The following is a 24,543-nucleotide window of genomic DNA, read 5'->3' as shown; positions in this document are numbered from 1 at the left end:
GCGGTACATATGGCCTGCCGGTATATGGAAATTGCCGCTTATTAAAGGCGTATCGAGCCGCAGATAGTACCGGATGAGCGAAATTGATAGATTCGAGCGAAATCCGGAGGCATTATTGTGCAAAGTGATGATAGTATTTATTTGGAAGACAAATAGTTAATTTATTATCGAATGTTACGAAATTAATATATATGAATAAATCTCTGGGACTGGAGGAAGTCAATGAACAGTAATCCGGACAGCATCGACTTTGAAAAAAGGGACGTTTTAAAAGAAATCGCGAATATCGGCGCCGGTCACGCGGCGACAGCGCTGGCCGCCCTCCTCGAACGTCCCATTGTTCAGTCCGTGCCGGACGTTATGCTGATACCGTTCGGGAAAGTGTCCGAGCAGCTCGGAGGGGCCGAAAAGCTGGTTGTGGCCGGGCTTCTGGACATTACCGGTGACATCTCGGGATTTTTCATTGTGGTTCTTGAAATCGAGCAGGCGGATAAGATTATTTCGATGATGCTCGGCAAAAAGAAACGCCCGCTCCAGCCCGGCAAGCTGCGAAAATACACGGCGATCGAGAAATCCGTCATCGGAGAAACCGTCAACATTCTCGGCGGCTCCTATCTGACGGCCATCTCGGAACTGACAAATCTGCACGCGCTTCCCTCAACGCCTTATCTGTGCGCGGATATGGTGGGCGCCGTTCTCAATATCGCCATTGCCGAAGCCGGAAAAACCGGCGATTTCGCGATTTTTTTCCAATCAGAGCTGTTTAACGAAAAGGAACGTATTATCGGGGATATCTTTCTGATCCCGGACCAGACCTCATGCGATAAAATTCTGCAGTCGTTAGGATTTATATAAATGAACGGTAACAGCTATGCGGTTGACATTGCGATGATGAAGGTTGCCCGCGCGCCCGACCAGTTGTATTCGCTTGGCCTCGGTTCCTGCATTGGCGTCGCCATCTATGATCCTAAGGCCAAAATAGGCGGCCTCATACATATACTGCTGCCGTCCTCGCAGGGGTTTGAAAACGGAAATCACGTCAGAACAAAATTTGCCGATTCCGGCATTATGGACCTGGTGGAGGCCCTGCTCAAGGCCGGCGCGTCGCGCGTACGGCTGAAAGCAAAAATGGCGGGGGGGGCATCCATGTTTACGATAAAATCCACATCCAGCATACACGAGGTCGGTAAACGAAACATTCAAAGCAGCAAGGATACCCTGAAAATGCTCGGCATAGAACTCGTCGCGCATGATACCGGGGGAAACAAGGGACGGACGATCATTTTCGATATCGATACAGGACAGCTGACGATCAAGACCGTCGATCGGGCGGTGAAAGTGATATAGCTTTTGGTTGATCTTTAAAAATACCAATCAAAGTCGGAGGTAAAAAAGTAATGGCAAAAATAATGATCGTAGACGATGCGGCATTCATGAGGATCACGATAAAGAATATGCTTAAGAAAAGCGTACACGAGGTCGTCGGTGAAGCTGAAAACGGCAAGTTGGCGGTAGAGCGGTACAGAGCGCTGTCGCCGGATATCGTGACAATGGATATCACAATGCCGGAGATGGACGGGCTGCAGGCACTTCGGGAGATTATATCGATTAATCCGGGCGCGAATGTTATCATGGTTTCGGCGATGGGACAGGAAGCAATGGTCCGCGAAGCAATTATGAGCGGGGCAAAGGGATTTATCGTCAAGCCTTTCAAGGAAGAGGGCATTCTGTCGGCTATAGACAAGCTCGCGTAGGCTTCACGGCGCATATTCCAGTTTATTATGAAATGGGTGAGATTAAATGAATGTTGACGAATCGATGCTTGATGTTTACATATACGAGACGCAGCAGCTTCTGGAATCTCTCGAAAACACGCTGTTTGCCGGTGAAAACGACAAAAAGCTGAATACCGAGCAGATTAACGAAGTTTTCCGCATCATGCATACGATCAAGGGCGCGTCCGCCATGATGGAGTTCGAGCACATGGCGAAGCTGGCGCATTCGCTCGAGGATATGTTTGCGCTGATCAGGGAAAACGACGCCGGTTCTTACGATTGGCCGGCGATTTTTGATAATGTTTTCAGCGCCATCTCATTTTTTAACGGCGAACTGGCCAAGCTTCTTGACAAGCAGACGATGGACGGAGATTCCTCCGACCTTATCGCCAAGCTGAAGCTGCTGGTGGCCCGGATGAAGGGAGAAAGCGCGGCGCCGGCCGCGACGGCGAAAAAGGAGCCCGAGGCGGTCACGGCGGAAACTCCCGTATTCGACCACAAGGGCGATGAAGCTTATTATAAGGTGAAGCTGTTTTTTGAGGAAAACAGCCAGATGGAGAATATTCGGGCGTTCGGCGTCGTCCAGGCTGTCAGAAAAATCAGCGTCAGATTCGCGCATATTCCCGAGGATCTGAACGGCGACGCGGCGACAGAGGAGATCCGGAACAACGGGTTCCTCGTTTTCCTGCAGTCCGGCGAAAATCCGGACAGGATCAAGGCGCTCCTTGAGACGACGCTGTTCCTGAAGTCCTGCAGCGTTCTCCCGATAGACGGCGACGACGAGGAGGTACCGGCGGCCATCCGGCAGGGCCGGGATACGGCAGGCGCCGAGGCGGCGCACGAGACGCTGCAGGCCAAGGCGGACGACCACCAGGCAAACGGCGAGGGCGGCGTTTCGCTGGAGTCCGTCGCCAAGCAGAATTTTATCAGCGTCAACGTCAACAAGCTGGACAACCTCTTGAATATTGTCGGCGAGATCGTCACGGCCCAGTCCATGGTGATCAACAACGCCGATTTCGGCGACCGGCAGCACGACAGCTTTGATTCCGCCGCGCAGCAGCTCCATTCCCTAATCAACGAGCTGCAGGATATCGTGATGTCCATCCGTATGATCCCGGTGTCCACGCTGTTCCAGAAGATGCGCCGTCTTGTCCGCGATATGAGCAAAAAATTCGGCAAGCAGATCGAGCTCGAAATCATCGGCGAGGAGACCGAGGTCGACAAGAATGTGATCGACTACCTTTCCGACCCGCTGCTGCACATCATCAGGAACTCCGTTGATCACGGCATTGAAGACGCCGCGACCCGGACAAGCAACGGCAAGCCGGCCTACGGCAAGATCACGCTGGAAGCCAGGATGACGGGCAGCGACGTTATCGTTACCATTACGGACGACGGCGGCGGGCTTTCCCGGGATAATATCCTGAAGAAGGCGTCCGAGAAAGGGCTTCTGACCAAGCCTGAGTCGGAAATGAGCGACAAAGAGGTCTACGGCCTTATTTTCCTGCCCGGCTTCTCCACCAAGGACCAGGTCACGGAATTTTCGGGCCGCGGCGTCGGCATGGACGTCGTCCGTAAAAATATCGGCGTCATCGGCGGTTCGGTGACGGTGGACTCCACGCCCGGCATGGGGACGACGCACACCATTCGCATCCCCCTGACGCTGACCATCGTCGACGGCATGAAATTCAATGTGGGCAAGATGAACTTCATCGTTCCCACCGTCTCCGTGCGCTCCGCCGTAAAGCCGGATGTCAAGGATATCTTTACCGACCCCGAGGGCAACGAGATGATCATGCTCCTTGGGAACGTCTATTCGCTCATCAGGCTCTCCCGGTTCTTCAATATTGAAGACGCCGTCACCGATCTGGCGGACGGCATGGTCATGCACATCGCGTCCGAGGAGAGAGAATTCTGTATTTTCTTTGACCATCTCGACGGAGAGTATCAGGTGGTCGTTAAAAAGCTGCCGAATTATCTGAAGCACTGTTCCTCGAGTCTGGACGGTGTCAGCGGATGCGCAATACTCGGCGACGGGTCGATCAATCTGATCATCGACGTCAACAGCGTGCAGTAGAGACTTTATTTAAGATGTGGAGGTGCATCGCATGGATGAACAGAACATAACCGGCCTGGAGGACGATATCGAGGAATACCTGGTATTCACGGTGGACAAGATCGATTTCGGTATTGATATCGGTCTCGTTCAGGAGATCATCGAAATACAGCCGGCTTCACCAATACCGAACGGGCTGGATTTTTGCAGCGGTATCATCAATATCCGCGGGATGATCGTCCCTGTGCTCGATATGCGCCGGAAGCTCGGCTTCCAGCCGGTCGAGTACGACGACAGGGCCTGCATTATCGTCATTCTCCTGGAGGCGGAGCTTGTCGGGGCGATTGTCGATTCCGTTCAGGACGTTATCCATATATCGGCGCGGGATCTTTTGGACTCCCCGGCGATCAGCGGCGGCGAGCAGGCGTACTACACGTCCAAGATCGCCAGCATCGACGGAAAGATCCGCCAGATACTGAATGTCAACGCCGTTTTCGACATTGGCAACGACGACTGAGAATGAATCATGACAGTCCCGGTGGCGGCACAGTCCGCGGCCGGGACTGTTTTTTATCTTGTCTTTCAGCGTGTTTATGGTACATTAAGAGTAGTTTCTTTTATTTCTTCTTTTGGAGGTCAGCATGAAAAAGGCCGGAATCGTCGGCGGCATTGGGCCCGCGTCCACGCTCGATTATTACAGCGGGATCATCAATGGCGTCCGTGAATTGACAAAGAGTGGAGAATATCCGAAAATCGTTATCGACAGCATCAACATGACGGAAATGCTCGGCTATGTTGCCGCCAATGACCGGGCCAAGCTGATAGATATTCTGGTTGACGCTATCGATCATCTGGCGGCGGCCGGCGCCGATTTTGCCGCGATCGCCTCAAACACGCCGCATATCGTGTTCGAGGACGTCCGGGCACGCGCCAGACTGCCGCTGCTCAGCATCGTGGAGGAGACGTGCCGCTGCGCGGCGAAAAGAGGCGTTAAAAAGGCCGTTGTCCTGGGTACTCTGTTCACAATGAAAAGCGGCCTCTATACGAACGCGCTCGAGAAGCATGGTATCGCGGCGGTCGTGCCGGACGACGGGGCACAAAATGACGTGTACAACATTATATTCCCGAATCTGGAGGAGGGCATCGTCCTGCCCGAGGAAAAGCAGAAGCTGCTGCATATCTCGGAGGACCTGCTCGCCGCGTCGGGCGCGGACGCGCTGGTGCTCGGTTGCACGGAGCTCCCGCTGGCTTTCAGGCCGGGCGACCTCAATACGATTTTGCTGGATACGGCGCAGATACACATCGCGGCGATCGTCAGGGAAATGCTGTCCTGAGGGAAGCTGCAAATTCACAAAAGTGAAAGCTGGATACCCGTCGTCAAAAAATAATAAGCGGCTACCGATTATAATAAATGAAGCGGAGACGGATATGAAAACACTCATTTTTAACGGATCGCCCAGAAAGAAGGGCAATACCTCGGCGCTGGTGGAGGAGCTTGTCCGCCAGCTCGACGGCGACGTCAAAATCATCCGGGCCTATGACTGCAATGTGAAGCCGTGCATCGACTGCCGGTTCTGCTGGAAAAACAGCGGTTGCGCGGTGAAGGACGGAATGCAGGATATCTACGATGATATCCAGGAGGCCGATAATATTATCATCGCTTCTCCAACGTATTTTTCGGAGCTGTCGGGGCAGCTCCTGGCAGTTTTGAGCCGGCTGCAGACCTACTGGTGCGCGAAGTTTTTGAGACACGAGGAGCCGGTCCCCAAGAAAAAGCGCGGCGGCATCATCGTCGTCCGCGGCGGCGCGGGCCCGCTGACAAAAGGCATCGAGACGGCCAAGGTCCTGCTGAGCGACATGAACGCCAAAGCCGTCGGCACGATCTTTGCCGATAATTCGGATGACGTGCCGAGCGTCGAAGTTAAGGAAGCGCTGGAGGGCATTCGCGCGCTGGCGGATAAGCTGAATCATCCGGAAAGCGAGAAATAACACCATATTATGAATTGAATTAGTATTCAAAATAAGGAGCGGCCAACGGCCGCTCCTTATTTTGTGCGCCCGACACAATGAATAACGGTCGTCCGCCGGTAAGTGCATGCCTTAACCTATGCGGCGGTGCCTGAATAAAATGATACAGAGCGAGAAACGGGGGTGTTTCAATGGTTACTTTCGGGTCCCCGCTGTTCTGGGTGCTGTTTTCCTCCGCTGTGCTTGCGGCCTGCATTTTTATCTTTTCCATTATCAGGCGGCACATCATAGACAGGCGTTTGGGTGGGCCGGACGCCGCCGCACAAGGCCAGGTGCTGAGCTCCGCTTCGCAGATAGACGTGCTGAATGATATCCTGGCCGATACCGGATACGCGTACGACTGGCGCCAGAACGTCTTTTATTCCAAGCTGAATACCTGGCAGAGAAAGTTCGGCTACTGCAGCCTGTACGACGAGACGTCGGCGCCTCTCGGAATTGTCATTGACTGCGAGCCGATATATTTCGACTACGGCGGGAAAAAGTGGCTGCTGGAGCTGTGGAAGGGCCAATACGGCATGGCCGTTGGCGCTGAAATCGGCATTTATAATACGACGGGGCCGGCGCTCGATATTCCCGGCGTGTTCAATGGGACATTTTACGACTGCGCGGGCGATGAGGATATGCTGAGCATGACATATACCCTGTTCAGAGAGGGGAAAGCGCTGTTCCGCCGCGCCGCCCGGCACTGGTGGCTGACCGGCTTTATGCTGGGCGAATACGCCGCGCCGCCGGTACTGTCGATGGAAGCGTCCATAACATTCAGGGATCGTGACATGCGGAACGCGTTCCTTGTCGGACTCACGCAGGCCGGCTACGGCGCGGGCGAATACCGCTACAGCGGCAATACTGTTTTGGTGCTGTATACGCGGCCACATTCCAGGCAGCCGCTGCCGCGCCGTGGGCTGCTCGGCCGGCTGGCGCTGCACTATGACAAATGGTTGGTGCGGAGATACAAAAAGCTGACAAAGGGTCTTGCCAATATGACGGATATTCTTGAAACGCTGCGGCGGAAATCGCCGCTCCTCTATAACCTTGCGCTGAATCTGGGCCGGCCGAGGAAATTTTACAAGGCGCACGACAAGCTCCGGCCTTATATCGAAGGGCGGTAAAACCCGGGGAGGGGAGCGGCCATCGCGACAGGCCGCTCTCCCGCTACCGGCCTGCCCCACACCACAATATATGCGAAGAAATAAAATGTATAATTATGCAAAACACTAGATGTTGACATTTAAATGGAAAATGAACAACCAAAATCGGACGGAGGCGACATGTTTTCATTTAATAAAAGAATAGACGACGCTTACGAGGCGGCGCTGACGGTGAAGCTCGGCGACACCTCGAAATTCGTCATTATGAGCGATGTGCACAGAGGCGGCGGCAACTGGGCGGACGACTTCGCCAAAAACCAGGTCGTCTATTACGCGGCGCTGAAATCGTACAACCGGCAGGGCTATACATACATAGAGCTCGGCGACGGCGACGAGCTCTGGAAATATAAAAGATTCTCGGAGATCACGACGGTCCATAAGGATGTTTTCCTGCTGCTGGAGCAGTTTTACAAGGATAACCGCATCTATTTCGTCTACGGCAACCACGATATCAAAAAGAAATACAAGCCGGGCATGCTTGCCGGCAGATATGACGAGGCAATGAAGACCAAGGTGCCGCTCTTCCCGGGGGCTAAAATCTATGAGAGTATTTTACTGCGATACGGCGCGGCCGGCCGCGCGCTGTTTCTGCTGCACGGCCATCAGGCAGATTTCCTCAACGACAGGCTGTGGCGGCTGGCGCGCTTCCTGGTGCGGCACGTCTGGGGACCGATGGAGCTCTTTGGGCTGACCAACGATCCCACCAGCGCCGCCAGAAACAACAAGGTCAAGGAAAAGGTGGAGAAGAGGCTGTCGGGATGGACAAAGGAAACCGGCACGCTCATGCTGGCGGGGCACACCCACCGGCCCGTTTTCCCCGAGCCCGGGGAAGGGAAGTACTTCAACGACGGCAGCTGCGTCCACCCTTACAGCATCACCGGCATCGAAATCAGCCTGGGCAACATCACCCTCGTCAAATGGGGCCAGAAAACCCACGAGGACGGCACCGTCTACGTCGGCAAGGACATCATCGCCGGCCCGCACAGGCTGACGGAATATTTTACATAGGGGCCACCGGGCAGACCGCCTCTATAAAACATCAGCCCCGGCACGTTGAGCGCGCAGGGGCTGATGTTTTACTGGGGCTTAATATTCGAAAACTTCAAAATCAACAATTTTGTCATGCACGAGATAATCCGTGCGGCTGATAAACGGCCCAAGATTATAATCCTTACTGATTGAATATGTCGGGGTGCTGGTGACATCACTGTCGTACCAGTCTGAGAAGCTGGCCAGCTGATCGCTTGTCATCTCATATTCCATGATATCGCCGGTGGACATCGTCACCTTTAATAAGGCGGTTTTTGTCCCTGCCGAAGGCGTTGCCGGCGCGGGCTCGTTCTGATAAGCCATGACTTCGAAAAACGCGATCTTGCTGAAAGCAATATAATCCCTGCGGCTGGCCAGTGAACCCAGATTATATGTCTTGTTAAAAACATAGCTCGGGCTGTCTGCGGCGTTGCCGTTATACCACGCGATGAAATCGCTGATCTGATCGGCGGACAGGCTGTACTCCTTCTGCTCCCCCGTTGTCATTGTAATTCTCAGAAGAGCGTTCGAGACTCCTGCCGGTGTTGCCGAAGCCTCGTTTGAGTAGCCGCTTTCCGCGCCGGAAGAATCGACGGCTGTGACGACGTAATAATATGCCGTCCCGTTTGTCAGGCCGGTATCCGTATAAGTTGTGCCGGTGACGTCCGCGGCGACCTGCGTATACGGCCCTCCGGGGGTTGTGGAACGGTAGACGTTATAGCTTGCGGCGTCGGGGACGGAGGTCCAGTTCAGTATGACCTGCGCGTCGCCGGGGGTGGCGGTAAGGGTTGGGAAGGAGGGCATGATTGCAGCCGTATATGCTTCCATAGCAGAAGTAACTATTCCAGCTGATGATGATGATGTGGAGCCACCTATAACATAGATTGTTCCTCCGATAACTTCTGCTTGCATATATCTTCTTGCTGTCAACAAAGAACCAATTTTTGACCATGTATTTGTGGATGGATTATATACTTCAGCTGATGATAAAATAGTTGATGATGAAGTGGTAGCTCCTGTCATTCCACCTAGAATGTATATCTTACCGGAAATAACTACTGCTTCCAGAGAACGTCGTGCCGTTATCATTGGAGTAAGTGTAGACCACGTATTTGTAGATGGGTCATATACTTCAGCTGAATTCAGAGATAAAACGGTGCTATTACTGCCACCAATTGAATAAAGCTTACCATTAATGACCAATATTTTAAACAGACCTCGAGATGTCGACATTGATGCTAGCGACGTCCACGTATTTGTATCAGGGTCAAAAACTTCCGCTGATGCAAGGCCCCCGGAACTATTGGAACCTCCAACCGCATATATCTTGCCGTTAATTATTTCTGCTTGAAAACCACAGCGAGGTGTTGACATGGAACTCAGTGTGGTCCAGGAATTAGTTGATGGATCATATACTTCTGTTGATGCTAAAGCTGTAGTTACAGTGCTGCCACTAAGGCCACCTGTAACATATATTTTGCCATTAACAATTTCTGCTTGGTGTTGTTGTCGAGGAGTTGCCATCGAGGCAAGAATAGTCCAAGTGTTGGTGGAAGGGTCATATGCTTCCACTGATGATAAGACGGATGATCCACTATATCCACCAATTGCATAAATCTTACCGCCTAATACTACCGTTTGAAATTGGCCTCGTGCCGTTGCCATTGGAGCAAGCGTGGTCCAAGTATTGTCAGAAGGATTATATACCTCTATGGATGATAAATAAGAACCGTTATATCCTCCAATTACGTATATCTTGCCACCAATTACTTCTGATTGAAAAAAATCTCGTGCCGTCCCCATCGGCGCTTTTGCCACCCATGTCGGGTCGGCGGCCAGGGCTGTCAGATTGGATGCCAGGAGCAGTATCGCCAATACTGCTGTCGCAATTGTTGCTTTCGCGCTGCGTTTACGGTTCATATTCATTTTCCTTTCGATAAACTGTATTAAGGGCAAAGAATGCTCTCATAACTTGTATATCGAAACAATTAAGGAAAAAGATAGAAGCTATTAGTTATAGTGTTAAATCAGTAAGATAAAGTGAGAAATTCTATTTGTTTCCCTATATTTATTGATTTTTGAAATTGAATATTATCCAAAACACAATATATAGAGGCTGCTTAAAGACAGCAAAAAAATGAAAAGCCCGGGAAACCGGGCTTTTCACTATAATTAAGGGAGGTTGACGTTGGCTTATTTGCCGATGAGGGAGAGGACGCTCTGAGGCAGGCTGTTGGCCTGAGCGAGCATTGCGGTAGCGGCCTGGGACAGGATGTTGGCGTTCGTGAACTCGGTCATCTCCTTGGCCATGTCGACGTCACGGATCTGGCTCTCGGCCGAGGTCAGGTTCGTGGACGAGGTGTTGAGGTTGTCGATCTTGTAATCGAGGCGGTTCTGGATGGCGCCGAGCGTCGCGCGCTGCGAAGAAACCGCGTTGATCGCACTGTCGACAGTAGAGATGGCGGCCTTAGCGGCGTCCTGCGTGTCGATTTTCGCGGAGTTGACGCCGAGCGACTGAGCGTCCATTTTCTCAATGTTGATGGACATCTCGTCGCCTTCGTTGGCACCGACCTGGAAGGTGAGGCCCGCGTTGGCTGCCTTGCTGACCGTAAAGGATGTCGTATCTGTTTTGACGACGGGACCGGAGGTTACGTCGGTAATGTTATCCGCCGAGCCGGTTTTATTCAGAAGACCTGTGGAAAGGCTGGCAGCCGTTACTGTCGCAGAGGTGGTGACATCGTCAAAACCGGTACCGGTAGTGGTTGCTGTATATGTCAATACTCCGGTGCCATCATCGTAGTTGCTTGCAAATGTCGCAGAAACAGGAGTTGTATCGGTGGAGTTAAACGTAAGTGATCCATTAGTTCCAATTGCAGTACCGAGGGCATCTCTAACAGCGTTGGCATCAGCTTCCTTACCAGTCGTGGTGTAAGAGAACGTGTTGCTGCCGATATTCACGGTATAGGTCTTAAGATCGCCAGCATTATAATCTGCAACGACGTCATTCAAATCTACATCGAAAGTAGCGGTACCGGTAGCTACAGTGACTCCGGAATCGGTTACGGCAGCAATACTTGTTGTGTTCAGCCCAACGGCGGCATCGGTAGCAGCAAGCTTATCAAATCCTACAGTAATACCGTTAGAGAAAGTAACGGAGCTGTCACCGGCGTGTAACTTGACGGATTGGCCGCCGGTAACCGAAGCGTAAACACCGTATGTGGCAGCCTGGGCGTCCACGCCGCCGTCAACGGAAATTGTCGTGTTGTTGATGGCGTCAGAAAGAGCAATAAGACCATTGGTGGACGTGGAAGCGGCGGAACCAAGGGTCAGGCTGGCTGTGAAGCCGTCGGCAGCGCCGTCAGAGGATTCAAAGTTGAGCGCAATTGTGTCGCTGGAACCGGCGGCAAAATTTGAACTGACAGCGGTGAGAGCTTCTTTCGAAACAGTGGCAGTAAAGATCTGACCATTATCGCCCTTTGCGTTGACCGTCAAAGTGCCGTCTTTATTGTCCGTTGTGCTCAGCGTATAGTTGCCGTTGTAAATGGCGCCGGCCTTCGCGGGAGCCGTTGTGGTGGCCGCGGTGAAGGTGGAGGAGGCTTTCGTGCCGAAAGAAACTGTCGTCGTGCCGGTCTTGGCGGAAATGGCAGCGGTCTCCTGCTTGACGCTGATGTTGAAGCCGTAATTGCCGGCGCTGACGTTACCGGCGGAAATCGCCATGCTGCTGTTGGCAAGCGATACGTTGCCGATGTTGGTCGTCGAAGCGCCGAGGGAGCCGTCGAGCAGATTCTTTTTATTAAATGTCGTGCCGGAGGAGATGTTGTTGAGCTCGACCTGGAGCTGAGTGAACTCGTCCTGCAGGGCGGTGCGGTCGATATCATCGTTATTGGTGTCATTGGAGGACTGGACGGCCAGCTCGCGCATTCTCTGGAGAATCTGTGTGGAGCTGTCCAGCGCGCCTTCGGCCGTCTGCACGAGGGAGATGGCGTCCTGAGCGTTGGAGTTGGCCTTGTCGAGGCCGCGGATCTGGGCGCGCATTTTCTCGGAGATCGCGAGGCCGGCGGCGTTGTCGGCCGCGGAGTTGATGGCGTAGCCGGATGACAGCTTGGCCACGGCGCTGGAGATCTTGTTCTGGTTCTTGGTGTACTGGGTAAAGGTGTTCATCGCGGTGAGGTTTGTGTTGATACGCATTGTTTTTCCTCCTTGATGTTCCCGGCGGCATCCGTGCCGCTCGGCTTTCTGGGCAGAAAACCGTTGTCAAACGGTGTAGATTTTCCTGCATTATACATTATCGAAAGATCATCATCCGACTTTAGTTAAAATGTAAGAATATTTTTATTGAGTTTTCTTGCACTTTTTCTCATATTTTTTGTCGTTTTTGTGAGAATTTCGTGAGAGAGGCGCGTTAAAAAAGTTATATCGAATTTTTTTTAAAATAATTTAGTGTAAATTTAAATAGTTTTTGGGGTGTCAGCGGTAAAAAAGAGGAAAAAACAGTGAAAAAACTTTGAAAAACTATCGAATATGAACCAATAATGCCAATTATACAGCTGCATTATAAGTGCAAAGTATACAAAAATGAGAATTTCGAATTTTTTAGAATTATGTTGATTTTTGTCAGGATTTATAGTAATCTTAGTCATATAAAGCGGGGCAAAATGGGTCCGGGACTGTGTAAAAAGAATGTAAATTGTTTTTTTGACGATCTGGCGGTCCAAAACAGAGGAATGAATACATATGCACCTGATGAATAATTATTCTTTTTGAAATCGTAAAAATTGTCATCATTTAATCCCGGAGAGCTAAAAAAATATCGGTATTGAGTCTGATAAAGGGCAGGGGCGGTTGAATTGGCGTCTTTTATGAAAACTATTTTGAAAAAGACTGTTGAGTTTTTTCAGAATATCGAAAAAAAGAAGTTGATATTGCTCATAACGCTGGCCTCAGTCATTGTTATCGCCGGAATTGTCGGGGCCATACTTCTTAATCAGGTTCACTATACGGTGCTGTATTCCGGGCTGGACGCCAGCGAGGCGGGCACTGTCAAGACGGTTCTTGACGGCAAGGGTGTCAAATCAAAGGTTCAGGGTACGAGCACCATTCTTGTGCCCGAAGAGCAGGCCGATACGCTGCGCATTGAGCTGGCCTCCGAGGGATACCCAAGCACCGGCCTCAACTACGATATATTTTCCGGTTCGTCGGCGATCGGTTCCACCGATCTTGAACGGCGGACCTATTTGCAGTATCAGCTGCAGGAAAACATGCGCGCGACGATCCGGCGCATGGAAAAGGTTCAGGACTGCATCGTCATCGTCAACCTGGCGCAGGACTCCTCCTTCGTGGTATCGGACAGCAAGTCGGAGGCCAGCGTGGCCGTGGAGCTCAGCCTGAAGGACGAGGAGACGCTCTCGAACACCGAGGCCAGGACGATCCAGGAATTTGTGCTGAAATGCGTCCCCAACTTAAAGCCGGAAAACGTGAGCATCGTCGATTCCAAGATGCATTATTATAATGTTAACGACGACGATGCCGAGGAAGAAAAAGAGCAGAACTATTCCGTGACCCAGCAGCAGATGACCGAGCAGATGAAGAGCGTTCTTACAAAGCAGGTGCTGAATGTCATGGAGCCGGTTGCCGGGGCGGGCAACGTGGCGGTGTCCGTCAACTGCGGCCTTGACTTTGACAAGCAGACGCTCAGCAAGGTCGAGTTTGCGCCGCCGGTGGAGGGCGAGACGAGCGGGCTGGTGCGCAGCAGCGAGGAGACCTACAGCGGTACGGACGCAAACGCCGGCGCGGCCGGCGCGGCCGGGACGACCACCAACGGCTCCGGCCCACCGGCTTATGTGGCGCCGTCACCGTCTCCGGATGGCGCGAACGGTGATTACACAAAAACATATAACTATGAATTAAATCAGATCCAGACGCAGATCGAGAAGGCGCAGGGGACCATCCAGGACCTTTCCGTGGCCGTTGTGGTCAACAGCAGTATTCAGGGCGTCTCCGGATATGCCGAAAATCTCAAGAATCTGGTGGCAAAGTCCATCGGCGTCAAGCCGGACTATGTTTCCGTCGAGCTCATACCGTTTGCCTCGAACAACAGTCTGTCGGATGCGTTCGCGCAGAACCAGCAGACGATGGAAGCGCTGAGCAGGAACAAGCTGATCACGACGATCGTCACAGCCGGGGTTGTGCTGGCGGCCATCGTTATCGTCGCGTGGTTCTTTTTCAGAAAACCAAAGCAGCGTATGGCAGCGCAGGGGCAGCCGCTTGTCGAGGGCGCTCAGCCTGTCGGCGTCACGATAGGAGATTTTACGGATATGCCGCCTGATGAAGAGTATGATATGGCTGATCTTGTTCTGAAAAAATCGAGCGAAGCGGAAAAGATAGAGGAGCTTATGGACAGGTATCCTGAGACAGTGGCGCAGATCCTGCGCACATGGCTGGCGGAGGACAACTGAATATGGCCGGAAAGACTGATACAAAGCTGACCCGGCGCGAGAAGGCCGCCATCCTGCTGATCGCCATCGGTAAAAATCAGGCGGCGCAAATCTTTAAATATCTGACAGAGGAAGAAATCGCGACGCTGACGCTGGCGATCACCACGACGACAAAGGTGACAAAAGAAGAGAGCGACAGCGTGCTGGCCGAGTTTCTGGAGACCTGTCTGGCCCAGAAATATATCTCCGAGGGCGGCCTGGACTATGCGCGGGGCGTCTTGAAAAAAGCCCTGGGCGACAACAAGGCCGGGGAGATTCTCGACAAGCTCACGGAGACGCTCCAGGTGCGGCCCTTTGAGTTCGTCAGGAAAGCCGACACGATGCAGATCGTTCACCTCGTCGCCAATGAAAATCCTCAGACGATCGCACTTTTGATGTCCTATCTGGAGCCGAAAAAAGCGGCCAGCGTCCTGGCCGCGCTTCCGGTCGACCTGCAGGTCGACGTCGTGACGCGCATGGCGAATATGGAGAGCGTGATCCCGGAGTACATCCGGGAAGCCGAGATGATCCTCGAGCAGCGCCTGGCAAAAATGGGCATGAGCGACCAGACGACGGTGGGCGGCATCGACTCGGTCGTGAAGATCATCAACAGCGTCGACAGGGGGACGGAGAAGAATATCCTCGAAAGCCTCGATATCGTCGACCCCGATCTTTCGGAAAACATCAAAAAGAACATGTTTGTCTTTGAAGATATCGCCAAGCTTTCCAATCAGGCAATCCAGCGCGTGCTCAAGGATGTGCAGCAAAACGATATTGCCATCGCGCTCAAGGGCGCGAACGAAGAGGTCAAGGGCATTATCATGTCCAACCTCAGTAAGCGCCTGCAAGAGATGATCGCGGACGACCTCCAGGTGATGGGCCCGATGCGGATAAAAGACGTGGAGGACGCCCAGCAGAAGATCGTCAATGCCGTCAGGTCGCTGGAGGAAAGCGGAGAGATCATCGTTTCGAGGGGGGACGCCAGCGATGTCCTCCTTTAGGATCGACAGGCAGTATGTCTCCTTTCAGACGGCCGAAACTCAACCGGTCCGCGCGACGCCCCCGCCCCAGGTTCAGAAGCAGAGCCAGGAGCAGAGCGGGGAACACAGTCAGGAGCGCCCTGCCGACCAGGGAATGTCCGTTGAGGATATCAGCAAAATTTATAATGAAATCTACGAGCGGCTATTAGCCGAGCACGCCGAGCAGGCGGAAAATATGTTGTCCAAAGCGTCCGACGAAGCCCGGGAGATCGTTGAAAACGCCAAAAAGCAGGCGGAGGAGATTACCGATAAGGCGCAGGCCGACGCGCGGCAACTGCAGGAAGAGCTCCAGGCGTCGCTGGAGAACGCGGCGGAGGAGAGAAGGCTTCGGGAAGAAAAGGAACTCCGGGACCTGGAGTCCGGGATGAGAAGCGCATACGAAACGCTTGTCGACGGGATGCAGGACGAGGTCATCGGCCTCGTGATGGAGATCGTCCGAAAGGTCATTGGAATCAAGCTGTCACAGTCGGACGACGTTTTCCTCGGTCTCGTCAGAGACGCACTGGACCGGCTGAAGCACGTCGGCTCTCTCGTTGTCCGCGTCAGCTCGGAGGATTACGCCAGATACTTCGGCGGTGAGCGGGGCCCGGCGCTGGATGCGGGGGATGTCAAGGTGTCGGTTGCCGAAGAACCGGACTTTTCGGTGGGCGATCTCGTGGTCGAGTCCGAGGGGGAGATGGTCGACCTTTCCGTCGGCCGGCAGCTGGACCAGATCGAGCAAGCATTCGAAAGCTAAGAGGATTACGCCATGCAGACCGATTTTCGGAGCTATCACGATATCCTGAAAAACCTTGACACTGTTGAATACAGCGGCAAGGTGATGAAGGTTGTCGGTCTGACGGTTGAATCAAACGGGCCCGCCGTCAATATGGGGAACATCTGCAGGATATATCCCTCCGTCGGCGACAATTATGTGGAGGCCGAGGTCGTCGGTTTCCGCGACCAGCGTGTGCTGCTGATGCCGTTCGGAGATATGACCGGCATCGGGTTTGGCAGCAGGGTCGTGTCCACGGGGCAGTCGCTCCGGGTGGCTGTTTCGGACGAGCTGATCGGGCGTGTTTTGAATGCTCTGGGGAAACCGATGGACGATGGACCGCCTATCGGCGACGTTGTTTATTATCCGGTGGACAACGCGCCGCCGAATCCGCTCAGCCGCACGCGCATCGCCAATGAATTTCCGCTGGGTGTCCGCGCTATAGACGGACTGCTGACGGTGGGCCAGGGACAGCGTCTGGGGATTTTCGCCGGCAGCGGCGTCGGAAAATCCACGCTCCTTGGGATGATTGCGCGGAATGCCGTCGCCGACGTCAACGTCATCGTGCTTGTCGGCGAACGCGGCAGGGAAGTCAAGGATTTTATCGAAAAGGATCTGGGGCCCTTGGGCCTTGCTAAATCCGTTCTTATCATCGCCACCAGCGACCAGCCCGCGCTTTTGCGCCTGAAGGCGGCGCTTGTGGGCACGAGCGTCGCGGAATATTTCAGGGACAAGGGGCTGAAGGTCCTGCTTCTGATGGACTCCGTCACGCGTTTTGCCATGGCGCAGAGGGAAATCGGCATGGCGGTCGGCGAGCCGCCCATATCCCGCGGTTTTCCGCCGTCTGTCTACTCGATCCTGCCGAAGCTTTTGGAGCGGTCGGGTACATCGGACAAGGGTTCCATCACCGGCCTGTACACCGTCCTCGTCGAAGGCGACGACATGAACGAGCCGATATCGGATACGGTGCGCGGTATTCTCGACGGGCATATCGTCCTGTCCAGAGCGCTGGCCACCAGCAATCATTATCCGGCCATCGATGTGCTTGAAAGCATCAGCCGCGTCATGAAGGAGATCATCCCGAGGGAACAGTACGACAAGGCGGGCTTTATCAAGAACGTTATGTCCGTCTACAGAAAAGCCAAAGACCTCATCGATATCGGCGCCTACAAGAGCGGGTCCAGTGCCGAAATCGACGAAGCCATTCGATTAAACCCCATCATCAATGCCTTTTTAAGGCAGGGCGTGGATGAGACGGCAAGCTACGATGAGATTAAAGAAGCCCTCTACGCCATTGGCTGATCGTATCGGCGCCGCGGGGGCGAACACGGTAATGTCGGGGTTAATATAGACGATGAAGAAATTTGTTTTTTCGCTGAATGCGCTTTATGACGTCAAAAAGACGCTGCGCGACAAGCTGCAGGCGGAGTATGCCGCGGCGGAAGCGGCTCACAGGGCCGCCGTCGAAAGAAAAGAGAGCCTCGAGAATACGCTCGATGAGAAAAAGGAAGAGCACGAGCAAAAGGCTAAAAACGGGATGACCGTCAGCGAGCTTTTGGGTTACGACGTTTACTTTGAGGAGCTCCAGGAGCGGATCAAGGCGGCCGCCCTGGCTGTCGACAGGGCGCTTCAGGAGGTAAATCGAAAAAGAAACGAGCTTGTGGCTGTTTTCAAGGAGATTAAGGTTCTTGAAAAGCTCTACGAAAAGCAATACGGCGAATATCTGAAGGACCTGGAGAAAAGCGAAACGAAAGCCGTTGAGGACATTGTCTCTTTTCAGATAACGGATACCAAGGACAGCGAAATGGAATCGGCTTCATAATGTATACGACCGGAACGGTGAAATCCTTGCATCCGGGACAAATTTTATGAAAAACGACGGATGCGACGCGTCGGGGAGTTGAGTGAATGAGTCCAGTAGCGGAAGCCCAAAAAACAGCCACGGTCAAAACGGGCAGGCTTGACGGCAAGGAATTTGAAGAGACCTTTAAGCCGAAGGGCCGGGACAAGACCGCCAAGGAGCTGGAGGACAAGGATAAAAAGGGCAAGGACGGTAAAGACGGCAAGGACGGCAAAAAAGGGAAAAAGAAGAAGCCCAAATTTCTGAGAATCCTCATTATTGTAATGATTATTCTCGTCCTGCTGGGCGGCGCCGGCGCCGCACTTTACCTGTCGGGCAATCTGAACAATATCATCAACAATACATTGAACGCCATCGGATTGCAAATGATCGCGCCGGGTACGGCGGCCCCGTCGGACACGGCCGGGACATCGGGCGCGCCGGATATTGAGGCATCGGCTTCGCCGGAGGCGTCCATAACGCCGGAGGAGCCCAACGTGTCGGATTCCCCGGAAGAATCTCCCACACCGGAAGCATCCCCTTCGCCGGACGGTTTCGATACAGAAGAGAGAACCTTTGAGAAAATCCTGGCCGATTTTTCCGAGGAGAAGCTCACGGAACTGAAACGGGTGGGGCTGATATACTCTAAAATGGACCCTGCCGCGGCGGGGGCGATCATGACGAACATTTATGACCCCGAGCAGATTGCGATCATCGTTTATAACATGCCTCCAGCGGCCTCGGCCCTCCTGCTGGCCCAGCTGGACGCAGGACTGGCGGCCCAGGTGACAAAGCTCATGACAAGCTGAAAGATACTCAAAATATCCCAGATTGTGAGATGATACATATGCAGGCAACATCCCTTATTATTATGCCGGCGGCGGCCAACACCGTTGATCCGGCCGGCGAGGCATCTTCTTCGGGACAAGGCATCAGGGTGAATTCGGCAAACCAGAAAAAATCCCGCGATTCGCTGTTTACGGCGATCCTGCAGAAGGGCATCAAACGGAACGCGCCCTCCGGACTCTCGTCCGGCAACGTATCCGGCACGGGGGACGCCGACAGGACCGGCGAGAAAGAGGCCGACGACGCCTCGGACGTGTGCAGCCTCTTAATGCAGCTTCTGGTCATGAACGTCGCTCCGGCACCGACGTCTGCCGGCGGCGCGCAGGCCGGCGAAGAGGGAGACAGCAGGGCGTCCACAGGTCCGGACGGCCTCGTGACGGATATCGGGGGCCCGGGCGGACTTTTGGCGACTGGCGACCTGCTGCAGCAGAGCGCGGCGTTTTTGGCCGCCCTTCCTCAGGATGACGCCGCCAAGGCCGCGGAAATCCTGAAAGCGCTCACCGCCGGGGACAGCGGCGACGGCGGGATACAGAACGGGACCGATGTTGCCGCCGCGCTGGCGGGCATTACCGAGGCACTGAAGGAAAATCTGCCGCAGAAAACGCCCGATTTAACCCAGAATCTGTCCAATTTCGTTCAGAATACGTCCGAGCCGGACGGTCAGGCCGCGAGTGATATAGCAACAATCGACGCGACGGCTCCAGCACCGCCGGAGGCAAGCGATGGAGCGCCTGCCGACCCGAGGCTCACCGCGGCGCCGGCAGGGGTCAGGCAGACCGGCGCGCGCACGGCGGAAGTAAGGAGCGGCACGGACCCGAGCGGAAGGCTGGCGGCGATGCAGGACGCGGCCCCCACGGCCGAAAACGTCAAGGCTGTTGAATCGACAGCCGCAGGTGGGGAATCGGAAAATGGCGCCGAGCTCGGCGCGCGGGACAAAAGCAAAGCGGACGAGACGGACTCGACAGGGACGGCCACGCAGCAGGTAACCGCCGGCGCATCCTTTAAGGGCGAGACGGCGGCTGAAAAAACGGCGGCTGTCGAGAAGGCGCTGAACAGGTTCGCTGAGGACCTCAGGGGCTTCCAGGGCGGCCCCCAGGAGATCAAGATCGTCCTTCAGCCCGAGTCGCTTGGAACGCTGACGATTTCGGTGACGAAGACGGAGACGGGCATAACGGCAAAAATAAAAGCCGAGGACAGGGAAATCGTCGCGGCGATTTCAGATCAGCTGCAAAAGCTGGTATCGTCCATGGAGAGCAAGGGTATCCGGCTCACGAACGTCGATGTCGTTTACAGCCAGACGGAACAGAACACCGGCTTTGGCCAGCAGCATTTTGACCGCGGGCGCGACGACACCCCGAAGGGGTTTACGTTTACACCCGGAAAATATCAGGACAGCGACGCGAACGGCGCCGATTTCTGGCAGGAATATTACGGCGGCGAGACAAGCGGCGACGCCACGGTAGACTACAGAATATAGAAAGGGGGAGCGATTATGTCGGTTAACGCAGTCAGTGCATCGGATACGTCGGGCAATACGATAACCTATACGAGAGATACCGCCCAAGACAACCAGAACCCGTCCATCGACACGCTGACTTTTCTGAAGCTTCTTGTCGCTCAGCTGAAATATCAGGACCCGCTGTCGCCGCAGGACAACACCGCGTTTGTTTCCCAGCTGGCCCAGATGTCGTCGCTGGAGTCGATGACCAACATGAACACGACGCTGAAAAACTCGCAGGCCTATGACCTGATCGGCAAGGCGATCTATGCCGAAGTTCTGGATAAGAACAGCGGTATCACAACGGGTTATACCGGCATCGTCAGCGGCATCGTCATCAGGAACGGCGTCCCGTACGCCGTTGTCGGCAATACGGCGATCAATCTTTTGGATATACAGCAGGTTTTCGATCCTTCGGTTCTCACCGATCCGCCGGATTCCGGCGATCCGACGGACGAGGACCCCGATCCGGAACAAACACCTTGAGCCTCATACATTTACTATATAAAACAGCACCCGCATCCCCAATTTATTATGACAGGAGACTTGCTTTATGATGCGTTCACTTTTTTCAGCCGTTTCAGGTCTGAAAAGCAACCAGACGGCGATGGACATCATCGGCAACAACATCGCCAACGTCAACACGATCGGCTACAAAACGAGCCGGACAGTCTTTCAGGACATCTTCAGCCAGACAATCGCCAGCGCCACGGCGCCGACGGCCACCACGGGCGGCAGCAACGCCAAACAGGTCGGCTTGGGTGTGAGTGTCTCCACCATCGGAATGAACATGACGGAGGGCAGCACGCAGTCGACCTCCAACCCGCTCGACTTCGCCATTGCCGGCGAGGGCTTCTTCATCGTCGACGACGGCAGCGGCACGCTCAAATATACGCGCGCCGGCGCGTTTACGCTTGACGCCGAGGGCTATCTCGTCGACGGCAACGGCAACTATATCCTGGGAGTCAGCAACATCAGCGGCCCCACAAATGCCAACGGACTCAATATAGGCACCGACTATGCCGCCACCGGCGATCCCTTTGACGATAGCACCACCACGCCGGCATTTACAGATAACCCGAACAGTGCCATTGAAAATACCGATGTCAAGAACCTTGTGCCAGCGAACCTGACAAGGATTCAGATCACCGGGAACATTATGGTTGATGACGGGACCGGCACGCTTGTCCCTGGTAAATATGATCTCGACGGCGATCATACAACGACAGGCGACATTGTGGATCTCACGGGTCTCACAGGTTACACCGTGGACAGCAAGGGCGTCATCCAGGCGCTCACCGCCTCCGGCGACACGGTAACGGTGGGCCGTCTTGCGCTGGCGACGTTCAACAACACGGGCGGCCTGGAGAAGGTCGGATCGAGCTACTATGTTGAGTCGTCCAACAGCGGTGAGGCGCAATACAACTTTGCCGGCAACCACTGCGGTGAATTGAAGGGCGGCAGCCTGGAGATGTCGAACGTGGATCTGTCCACCGAGCTGACGAACATGATCATCACCCAGAGAGGCTTCCAGGCCAACTCGAGAGTCATCACCACGACGGACTCCATGCTGGAAGAGCTCATCAACCTCAAGCGTTGATACGGGCGGCCGGTGGCATTATGATCAAGCTGACACGAATCAATAAGGTCGAAAAATTCTGGGTCAACGAAAACCAGATCGAATTCATGGAGGAGACCCCGGATACGATCCTGTCGATGGTCACCGGCAAGAAGATCGCCGTTGCCGAGTCGGCCGAGGAGATTGCCGAGCTGATCCGGCGCGTTCAGCGGGCCGTTCTCGTTACGCGGGCGGAAAACGGAGAAGTAGTCTTCCCGCATTAACGCGGACGGCACGCCGGACCGGGGCGGGAGCCCGGAAATTGAAGAGGGGGTGGTGTAATTGTTGGACGTTTTATCCCAGGCTGAAATAGATAAACTGCTCAAGGATCTGGCCACAGGCGGTGCGGAGGAAAATGAAGCAGAGGCGAAAAGTGTTGCCAAGCCGTATGACTTTAAGACGGCAAACCGTTTTACCAAGGAACAGATCAGGGCAATCAACGTCGTGTTCAAAAACTTCGGACATCTGCTGTCAAACTATCTTATGGGCACGCTGCGGGCGACATGCGATTCCGAAGTGCTCTCCGTTGAAGAAATCTCTTTCAACGAATTCAACAACTCCGTGCCCTCGCCCGTCATCATCGCGGTCATCGATACCGAACCGTTTACGGGCTCGATCATTCTGGAGATGACGAAAGAGATTTCCTATTCCATCATCAGCCGCGTGCTCGGAGGGACAAAGGAAATCTCCGCTGAAGGCCGGCAATTTACCGAGATAGAGCTGGCCATTATGGAGCGCGTTCTATGGCAGAGCCTTAAAAACTTCGACGAGGCCTGGAGCAAGATCATGGAAACAAGCTCGACGCTGGAAAAGATCGATACGAGCATGCAGTTTGCCCAGATCGTCGATATGAACGAGCCGGTGCTGATGGTGACGCTGAACGTTACCATCGGCAATGAAAGCGGACTCATTGGCTTCTGCCTGCCGCATCAGGCGCTGGAGCCCTTTACGAAAAAGCTGAATACAAGGCATATGTACTCCGGGAACGTCAACAAGAAAATCGACGCGGATCCCACGAATATCATCAATTCCATCAGACGGACGGATATCCTTGTCAGTGCGATATTCAATCCAACGGAGGCCACGGTGCGGGATATTACGAGTCTCGACGTGGGCGACGTTATACAGCTGCAGCATAAGGTCGATGAACCGCTGATCGTGAAATATCAGCAGTTGCCAAAATACCGCGCATCCATGGGGAAGTTCAGGAACAGCCTGGCTTTGAAAATCCTCGAAGAAATCAAAGGAGAAGATGACAATGAGTGATCTGACTCAGGAAGAGATCGACGCGCTCATCAGCGGCGGCAAAACGGCGTCGACCCAAGAGATGCTGGCTGAGGATGAAAAGGACATACAGACCTTTGAGGAACTTGACGCGCAGGCTCAGGAAGACATCACGGGCTACTTTACCCCGGATCAGATCGACGCACTCGGCGAAGTCGGGAATATCTGCATGGGGACGTCGGCCACGACGATGTACGCGCTCCTCGGCCGGCGGGTGAATATCACAACGCCGAAGGTCGGCCTTTATAAGGCCGAAAACGTCCTGTCGGCCTTTCAGTGGCCGTTTCTCGCCATCAGCGTGGAATTCACCGAGGGCGTGTTCGGAAAAAACCTGCTCATTATGAAGGACTACGACGCCGCGGTGATCACCGATCTGCTCATGGGGGGCGAAGGTCAGGTGGAAAAGGGCAATGTCGTCCTGAACGAAATCCATCTGAGCGCCATGAGCGAGGTTATGAATCAGATGATCGGCTCGGCGGCCACAGCCATGGCAAATATGATGAGCCGGGAGGTCAACATCTCGCCCCCGCTGGTCCAGAGAGCGACGGCAGAGGACGATGCCGCCAGCTTCCTCGACGGCGCCCCGCTTGTTATCAAGATCAGCTTCGACATGGAGATCGAGGGCCTCTTAAAGAGCAAGCTGATGCAGATCATGCCGGTTGACATGGGAAAGCTGCTGATTGAAAGCCTGATGCCAAGGGAAGGGAAGGGCGCCCAAAAAGCGGCGGTAGCGGTCCCGCAGCAGTACGAGGCGGCGGCTCCGTCACAGCCGAGACCGTCCGCGACCCAACCGCAGGAGCCAAAACGCGTTCAGCCTGTCAGGCAGGCCACCTATCAGTCGTTCGACGAGCCGTTTATCGCGTCGGCGGGCGATATCAGCCACATCAATTATGATCTGATCAACGATATACCGCTCCAGGTGACGGTGGAGCTCGGTAAGGCGAAAAAGAACCTAAACGAGGTGCTGAATCTCGGGATTGGCTCCATCATCGTCCTGGACAAGCTGGCCGGCGAGCTTGTGGACGTGATCGTCAACGGGAAAAAGATCGCAAAGGGAGAGGTTGTTGTCATTGACGATAACTACGGCGTCCGCATCACCGAAATCATCAAATAAGCCGGTCGCCGGCAAGGATGGCCAATTTACATAGTATTGC

The 24,543-nt window shown here is 54.1% G+C and carries 23 protein-coding genes; 21 read left to right on the top strand and 2 right to left on the bottom strand.

Annotated features, from left to right (window positions below):
* The first annotated feature begins 222 nt into the window (after positions 1-222).
* The 9 genes from BUB60_RS05665 to BUB60_RS05625 all read left to right on the top strand — a co-directional run bounded on the left by BUB60_RS05665 (position 223) and on the right by BUB60_RS05625 (position 8,015).
* The gene (locus BUB60_RS05665; RefSeq protein ID WP_073076693.1) at positions 223-855 is read left to right on the top strand and encodes a chemotaxis protein CheC; all 633 of its coding nucleotides are present in this window, start codon (positions 223-225) and stop codon (positions 853-855) included.
* Positions 856-1,347, top strand: a complete 492-nt coding sequence (locus BUB60_RS05660; protein WP_073076692.1) for a chemotaxis protein CheD — start codon at positions 856-858, stop codon at positions 1,345-1,347.
* 50 nt (positions 1,348-1,397) lie between these two features.
* Complete coding sequence (locus BUB60_RS05655; protein WP_073076691.1) at positions 1,398-1,754, top strand: response regulator; 357 nt, start codon at positions 1,398-1,400, stop codon at positions 1,752-1,754.
* 46 nt (positions 1,755-1,800) lie between these two features.
* Positions 1,801-3,852, top strand: a complete 2,052-nt coding sequence (locus BUB60_RS05650; RefSeq protein WP_073076690.1) for a chemotaxis protein CheA — start codon at positions 1,801-1,803, stop codon at positions 3,850-3,852.
* Positions 3,853-3,883: 31 nt separating this feature from the next.
* Positions 3,884-4,348, top strand: coding sequence for a chemotaxis protein CheW (locus BUB60_RS05645; protein WP_073076689.1), 465 nt, complete (start codon positions 3,884-3,886; stop codon positions 4,346-4,348).
* Positions 4,349-4,472: 124 nt separating this feature from the next.
* On the top strand, positions 4,473-5,165 hold the full coding sequence (locus BUB60_RS05640) for an aspartate/glutamate racemase family protein (protein ID WP_073076688.1): 693 nt from the start codon (positions 4,473-4,475) through the stop codon (positions 5,163-5,165).
* Between the two features lie 94 nt (positions 5,166-5,259).
* Complete coding sequence (locus tag BUB60_RS05635; RefSeq protein ID WP_073076687.1) at positions 5,260-5,820, top strand: flavodoxin family protein; 561 nt, start codon at positions 5,260-5,262, stop codon at positions 5,818-5,820.
* A gap of 170 nt (positions 5,821-5,990) precedes the next feature.
* Positions 5,991-6,968, top strand: coding sequence for a DUF4474 domain-containing protein (locus tag BUB60_RS05630; protein ID WP_073076686.1), 978 nt, complete (start codon positions 5,991-5,993; stop codon positions 6,966-6,968).
* A gap of 159 nt (positions 6,969-7,127) precedes the next feature.
* Positions 7,128-8,015 (top strand): metallophosphoesterase, encoded by an 888-nt coding sequence (locus tag BUB60_RS05625; protein WP_073076685.1) that lies wholly within the window; start codon positions 7,128-7,130, stop codon positions 8,013-8,015.
* 78 nt (positions 8,016-8,093) lie between these two features.
* Here BUB60_RS05625 and BUB60_RS05620 read toward each other — a convergent pair whose 3' ends face one another.
* Complete coding sequence (locus BUB60_RS05620) at positions 8,094-9,956, bottom strand: Kelch repeat-containing protein (protein WP_159435353.1); 1,863 nt, start codon at positions 9,954-9,956, stop codon at positions 8,094-8,096.
* A gap of 273 nt (positions 9,957-10,229) precedes the next feature.
* Positions 10,230-12,224 carry a flagellin N-terminal helical domain-containing protein gene (locus tag BUB60_RS20745; protein WP_073076683.1) on the bottom strand — a complete coding sequence of 665 codons (1,995 nt, stop codon included), beginning with the start codon at positions 12,222-12,224 and terminating at the stop codon, positions 10,230-10,232.
* A 671-nt stretch (positions 12,225-12,895) separates the two neighbouring features.
* Here BUB60_RS20745 and fliF point away from each other — a divergent pair.
* The 12 genes from fliF (at position 12,896) to fliY (ending at position 24,503) form a co-directional block, all read left to right on the top strand.
* On the top strand, positions 12,896-14,491 hold the full coding sequence (fliF, locus tag BUB60_RS05605) for a flagellar basal-body MS-ring/collar protein FliF (protein ID WP_143162276.1): 1,596 nt from the start codon (positions 12,896-12,898) through the stop codon (positions 14,489-14,491).
* Positions 14,492-14,493: 2 nt separating this feature from the next.
* Positions 14,494-15,510, top strand: coding sequence for a flagellar motor switch protein FliG (gene fliG, locus BUB60_RS05600; protein ID WP_073076680.1), 1,017 nt, complete (start codon positions 14,494-14,496; stop codon positions 15,508-15,510).
* Positions 15,497-16,285, top strand: a complete 789-nt coding sequence (locus BUB60_RS05595) for a FliH/SctL family protein (RefSeq protein WP_073076679.1) — start codon at positions 15,497-15,499, stop codon at positions 16,283-16,285. Before fliG ends, BUB60_RS05595 begins: the two co-directional genes overlap by 14 nt.
* Before the next feature lie 12 nt (positions 16,286-16,297).
* Positions 16,298-17,605 carry a flagellar protein export ATPase FliI gene (gene fliI, locus BUB60_RS05590; RefSeq protein WP_073076678.1) on the top strand — a complete coding sequence of 436 codons (1,308 nt, stop codon included), beginning with the start codon at positions 16,298-16,300 and terminating at the stop codon, positions 17,603-17,605.
* Positions 17,606-17,657: 52 nt separating this feature from the next.
* On the top strand, positions 17,658-18,125 hold the full coding sequence (fliJ, locus tag BUB60_RS05585) for a flagellar export protein FliJ (protein ID WP_073076677.1): 468 nt from the start codon (positions 17,658-17,660) through the stop codon (positions 18,123-18,125).
* Positions 18,126-18,211: 86 nt separating this feature from the next.
* Entirely contained in the window at positions 18,212-18,952 is a 741-nt protein-coding gene (locus BUB60_RS05580; RefSeq protein ID WP_073076676.1) for a MotE family protein, read from the top strand.
* A gap of 38 nt (positions 18,953-18,990) precedes the next feature.
* Positions 18,991-20,466, top strand: a complete 1,476-nt coding sequence (locus BUB60_RS05575; protein ID WP_073076675.1) for a flagellar hook-length control protein FliK — start codon at positions 18,991-18,993, stop codon at positions 20,464-20,466.
* A 15-nt stretch (positions 20,467-20,481) separates the two neighbouring features.
* Entirely contained in the window at positions 20,482-20,973 is a 492-nt protein-coding gene (locus tag BUB60_RS05570; protein ID WP_073076674.1) for a flagellar hook assembly protein FlgD, read from the top strand.
* Between the two features lie 67 nt (positions 20,974-21,040).
* On the top strand, positions 21,041-22,087 hold the full coding sequence (locus BUB60_RS05565; RefSeq protein ID WP_073076673.1) for a flagellar hook protein FlgE: 1,047 nt from the start codon (positions 21,041-21,043) through the stop codon (positions 22,085-22,087).
* Between the two features lie 20 nt (positions 22,088-22,107).
* Complete coding sequence (locus BUB60_RS05560) at positions 22,108-22,329, top strand: flagellar FlbD family protein (RefSeq protein WP_073076672.1); 222 nt, start codon at positions 22,108-22,110, stop codon at positions 22,327-22,329.
* Positions 22,330-22,387: 58 nt separating this feature from the next.
* On the top strand, positions 22,388-23,371 hold the full coding sequence (gene fliM / locus BUB60_RS05555; RefSeq protein WP_073076671.1) for a flagellar motor switch protein FliM: 984 nt from the start codon (positions 22,388-22,390) through the stop codon (positions 23,369-23,371).
* Entirely contained in the window at positions 23,364-24,503 is a 1,140-nt protein-coding gene (gene fliY, locus BUB60_RS05550; protein WP_073076670.1) for a flagellar motor switch phosphatase FliY, read from the top strand. The genes fliM and fliY overlap by 8 nt, the downstream gene beginning before the upstream one ends.
* Positions 24,504-24,543: the final 40 nt, after the last annotated feature.

The organism is Sporobacter termitidis DSM 10068 (assembly GCF_900130065.1).
Lineage (GTDB): Bacteria > Bacillota > Clostridia > Oscillospirales > Oscillospiraceae > Sporobacter > Sporobacter termitidis.
Note: the sequence above shows the minus strand (reverse complement) of the source record. Positions and strands in the feature narration are given on the sequence as shown.

Coding starts and splice junctions, on each gene's coding strand:
- BUB60_RS05665 (WP_073076693.1), top strand. CDS start 223: ATGAACAGTAATCCGGACAGCATCGACTTTGAAAAAAGGGACGTTTTA.
- BUB60_RS05660 (WP_073076692.1), top strand. CDS start 856: ATGAACGGTAACAGCTATGCGGTTGACATTGCGATGATGAAGGTTGCC.
- BUB60_RS05655 (WP_073076691.1), top strand. CDS start 1,398: ATGGCAAAAATAATGATCGTAGACGATGCGGCATTCATGAGGATCACG.
- BUB60_RS05650 (WP_073076690.1), top strand. CDS start 1,801: ATGAATGTTGACGAATCGATGCTTGATGTTTACATATACGAGACGCAG.
- BUB60_RS05645 (WP_073076689.1), top strand. CDS start 3,884: ATGGATGAACAGAACATAACCGGCCTGGAGGACGATATCGAGGAATAC.
- BUB60_RS05640 (WP_073076688.1), top strand. CDS start 4,473: ATGAAAAAGGCCGGAATCGTCGGCGGCATTGGGCCCGCGTCCACGCTC.
- BUB60_RS05635 (WP_073076687.1), top strand. CDS start 5,260: ATGAAAACACTCATTTTTAACGGATCGCCCAGAAAGAAGGGCAATACC.
- BUB60_RS05630 (WP_073076686.1), top strand. CDS start 5,991: ATGGTTACTTTCGGGTCCCCGCTGTTCTGGGTGCTGTTTTCCTCCGCT.
- BUB60_RS05625 (WP_073076685.1), top strand. CDS start 7,128: ATGTTTTCATTTAATAAAAGAATAGACGACGCTTACGAGGCGGCGCTG.
- BUB60_RS05620 (WP_159435353.1), bottom strand. CDS start 9,956: ATGAACCGTAAACGCAGCGCGAAAGCAACAATTGCGACAGCAGTATTG.
- BUB60_RS20745 (WP_073076683.1), bottom strand. CDS start 12,224: ATGCGTATCAACACAAACCTCACCGCGATGAACACCTTTACCCAGTAC.
- fliF (WP_143162276.1), top strand. CDS start 12,896: ATGAAAACTATTTTGAAAAAGACTGTTGAGTTTTTTCAGAATATCGAA.
- fliG (WP_073076680.1), top strand. CDS start 14,494: ATGGCCGGAAAGACTGATACAAAGCTGACCCGGCGCGAGAAGGCCGCC.
- BUB60_RS05595 (WP_073076679.1), top strand. CDS start 15,497: ATGTCCTCCTTTAGGATCGACAGGCAGTATGTCTCCTTTCAGACGGCC.
- fliI (WP_073076678.1), top strand. CDS start 16,298: ATGCAGACCGATTTTCGGAGCTATCACGATATCCTGAAAAACCTTGAC.
- fliJ (WP_073076677.1), top strand. CDS start 17,658: ATGAAGAAATTTGTTTTTTCGCTGAATGCGCTTTATGACGTCAAAAAG.
- BUB60_RS05580 (WP_073076676.1), top strand. CDS start 18,212: ATGAGTCCAGTAGCGGAAGCCCAAAAAACAGCCACGGTCAAAACGGGC.
- BUB60_RS05575 (WP_073076675.1), top strand. CDS start 18,991: ATGCAGGCAACATCCCTTATTATTATGCCGGCGGCGGCCAACACCGTT.
- BUB60_RS05570 (WP_073076674.1), top strand. CDS start 20,482: ATGTCGGTTAACGCAGTCAGTGCATCGGATACGTCGGGCAATACGATA.
- BUB60_RS05565 (WP_073076673.1), top strand. CDS start 21,041: ATGATGCGTTCACTTTTTTCAGCCGTTTCAGGTCTGAAAAGCAACCAG.
- BUB60_RS05560 (WP_073076672.1), top strand. CDS start 22,108: ATGATCAAGCTGACACGAATCAATAAGGTCGAAAAATTCTGGGTCAAC.
- fliY (WP_073076670.1), top strand. CDS start 23,364: ATGAGTGATCTGACTCAGGAAGAGATCGACGCGCTCATCAGCGGCGGC.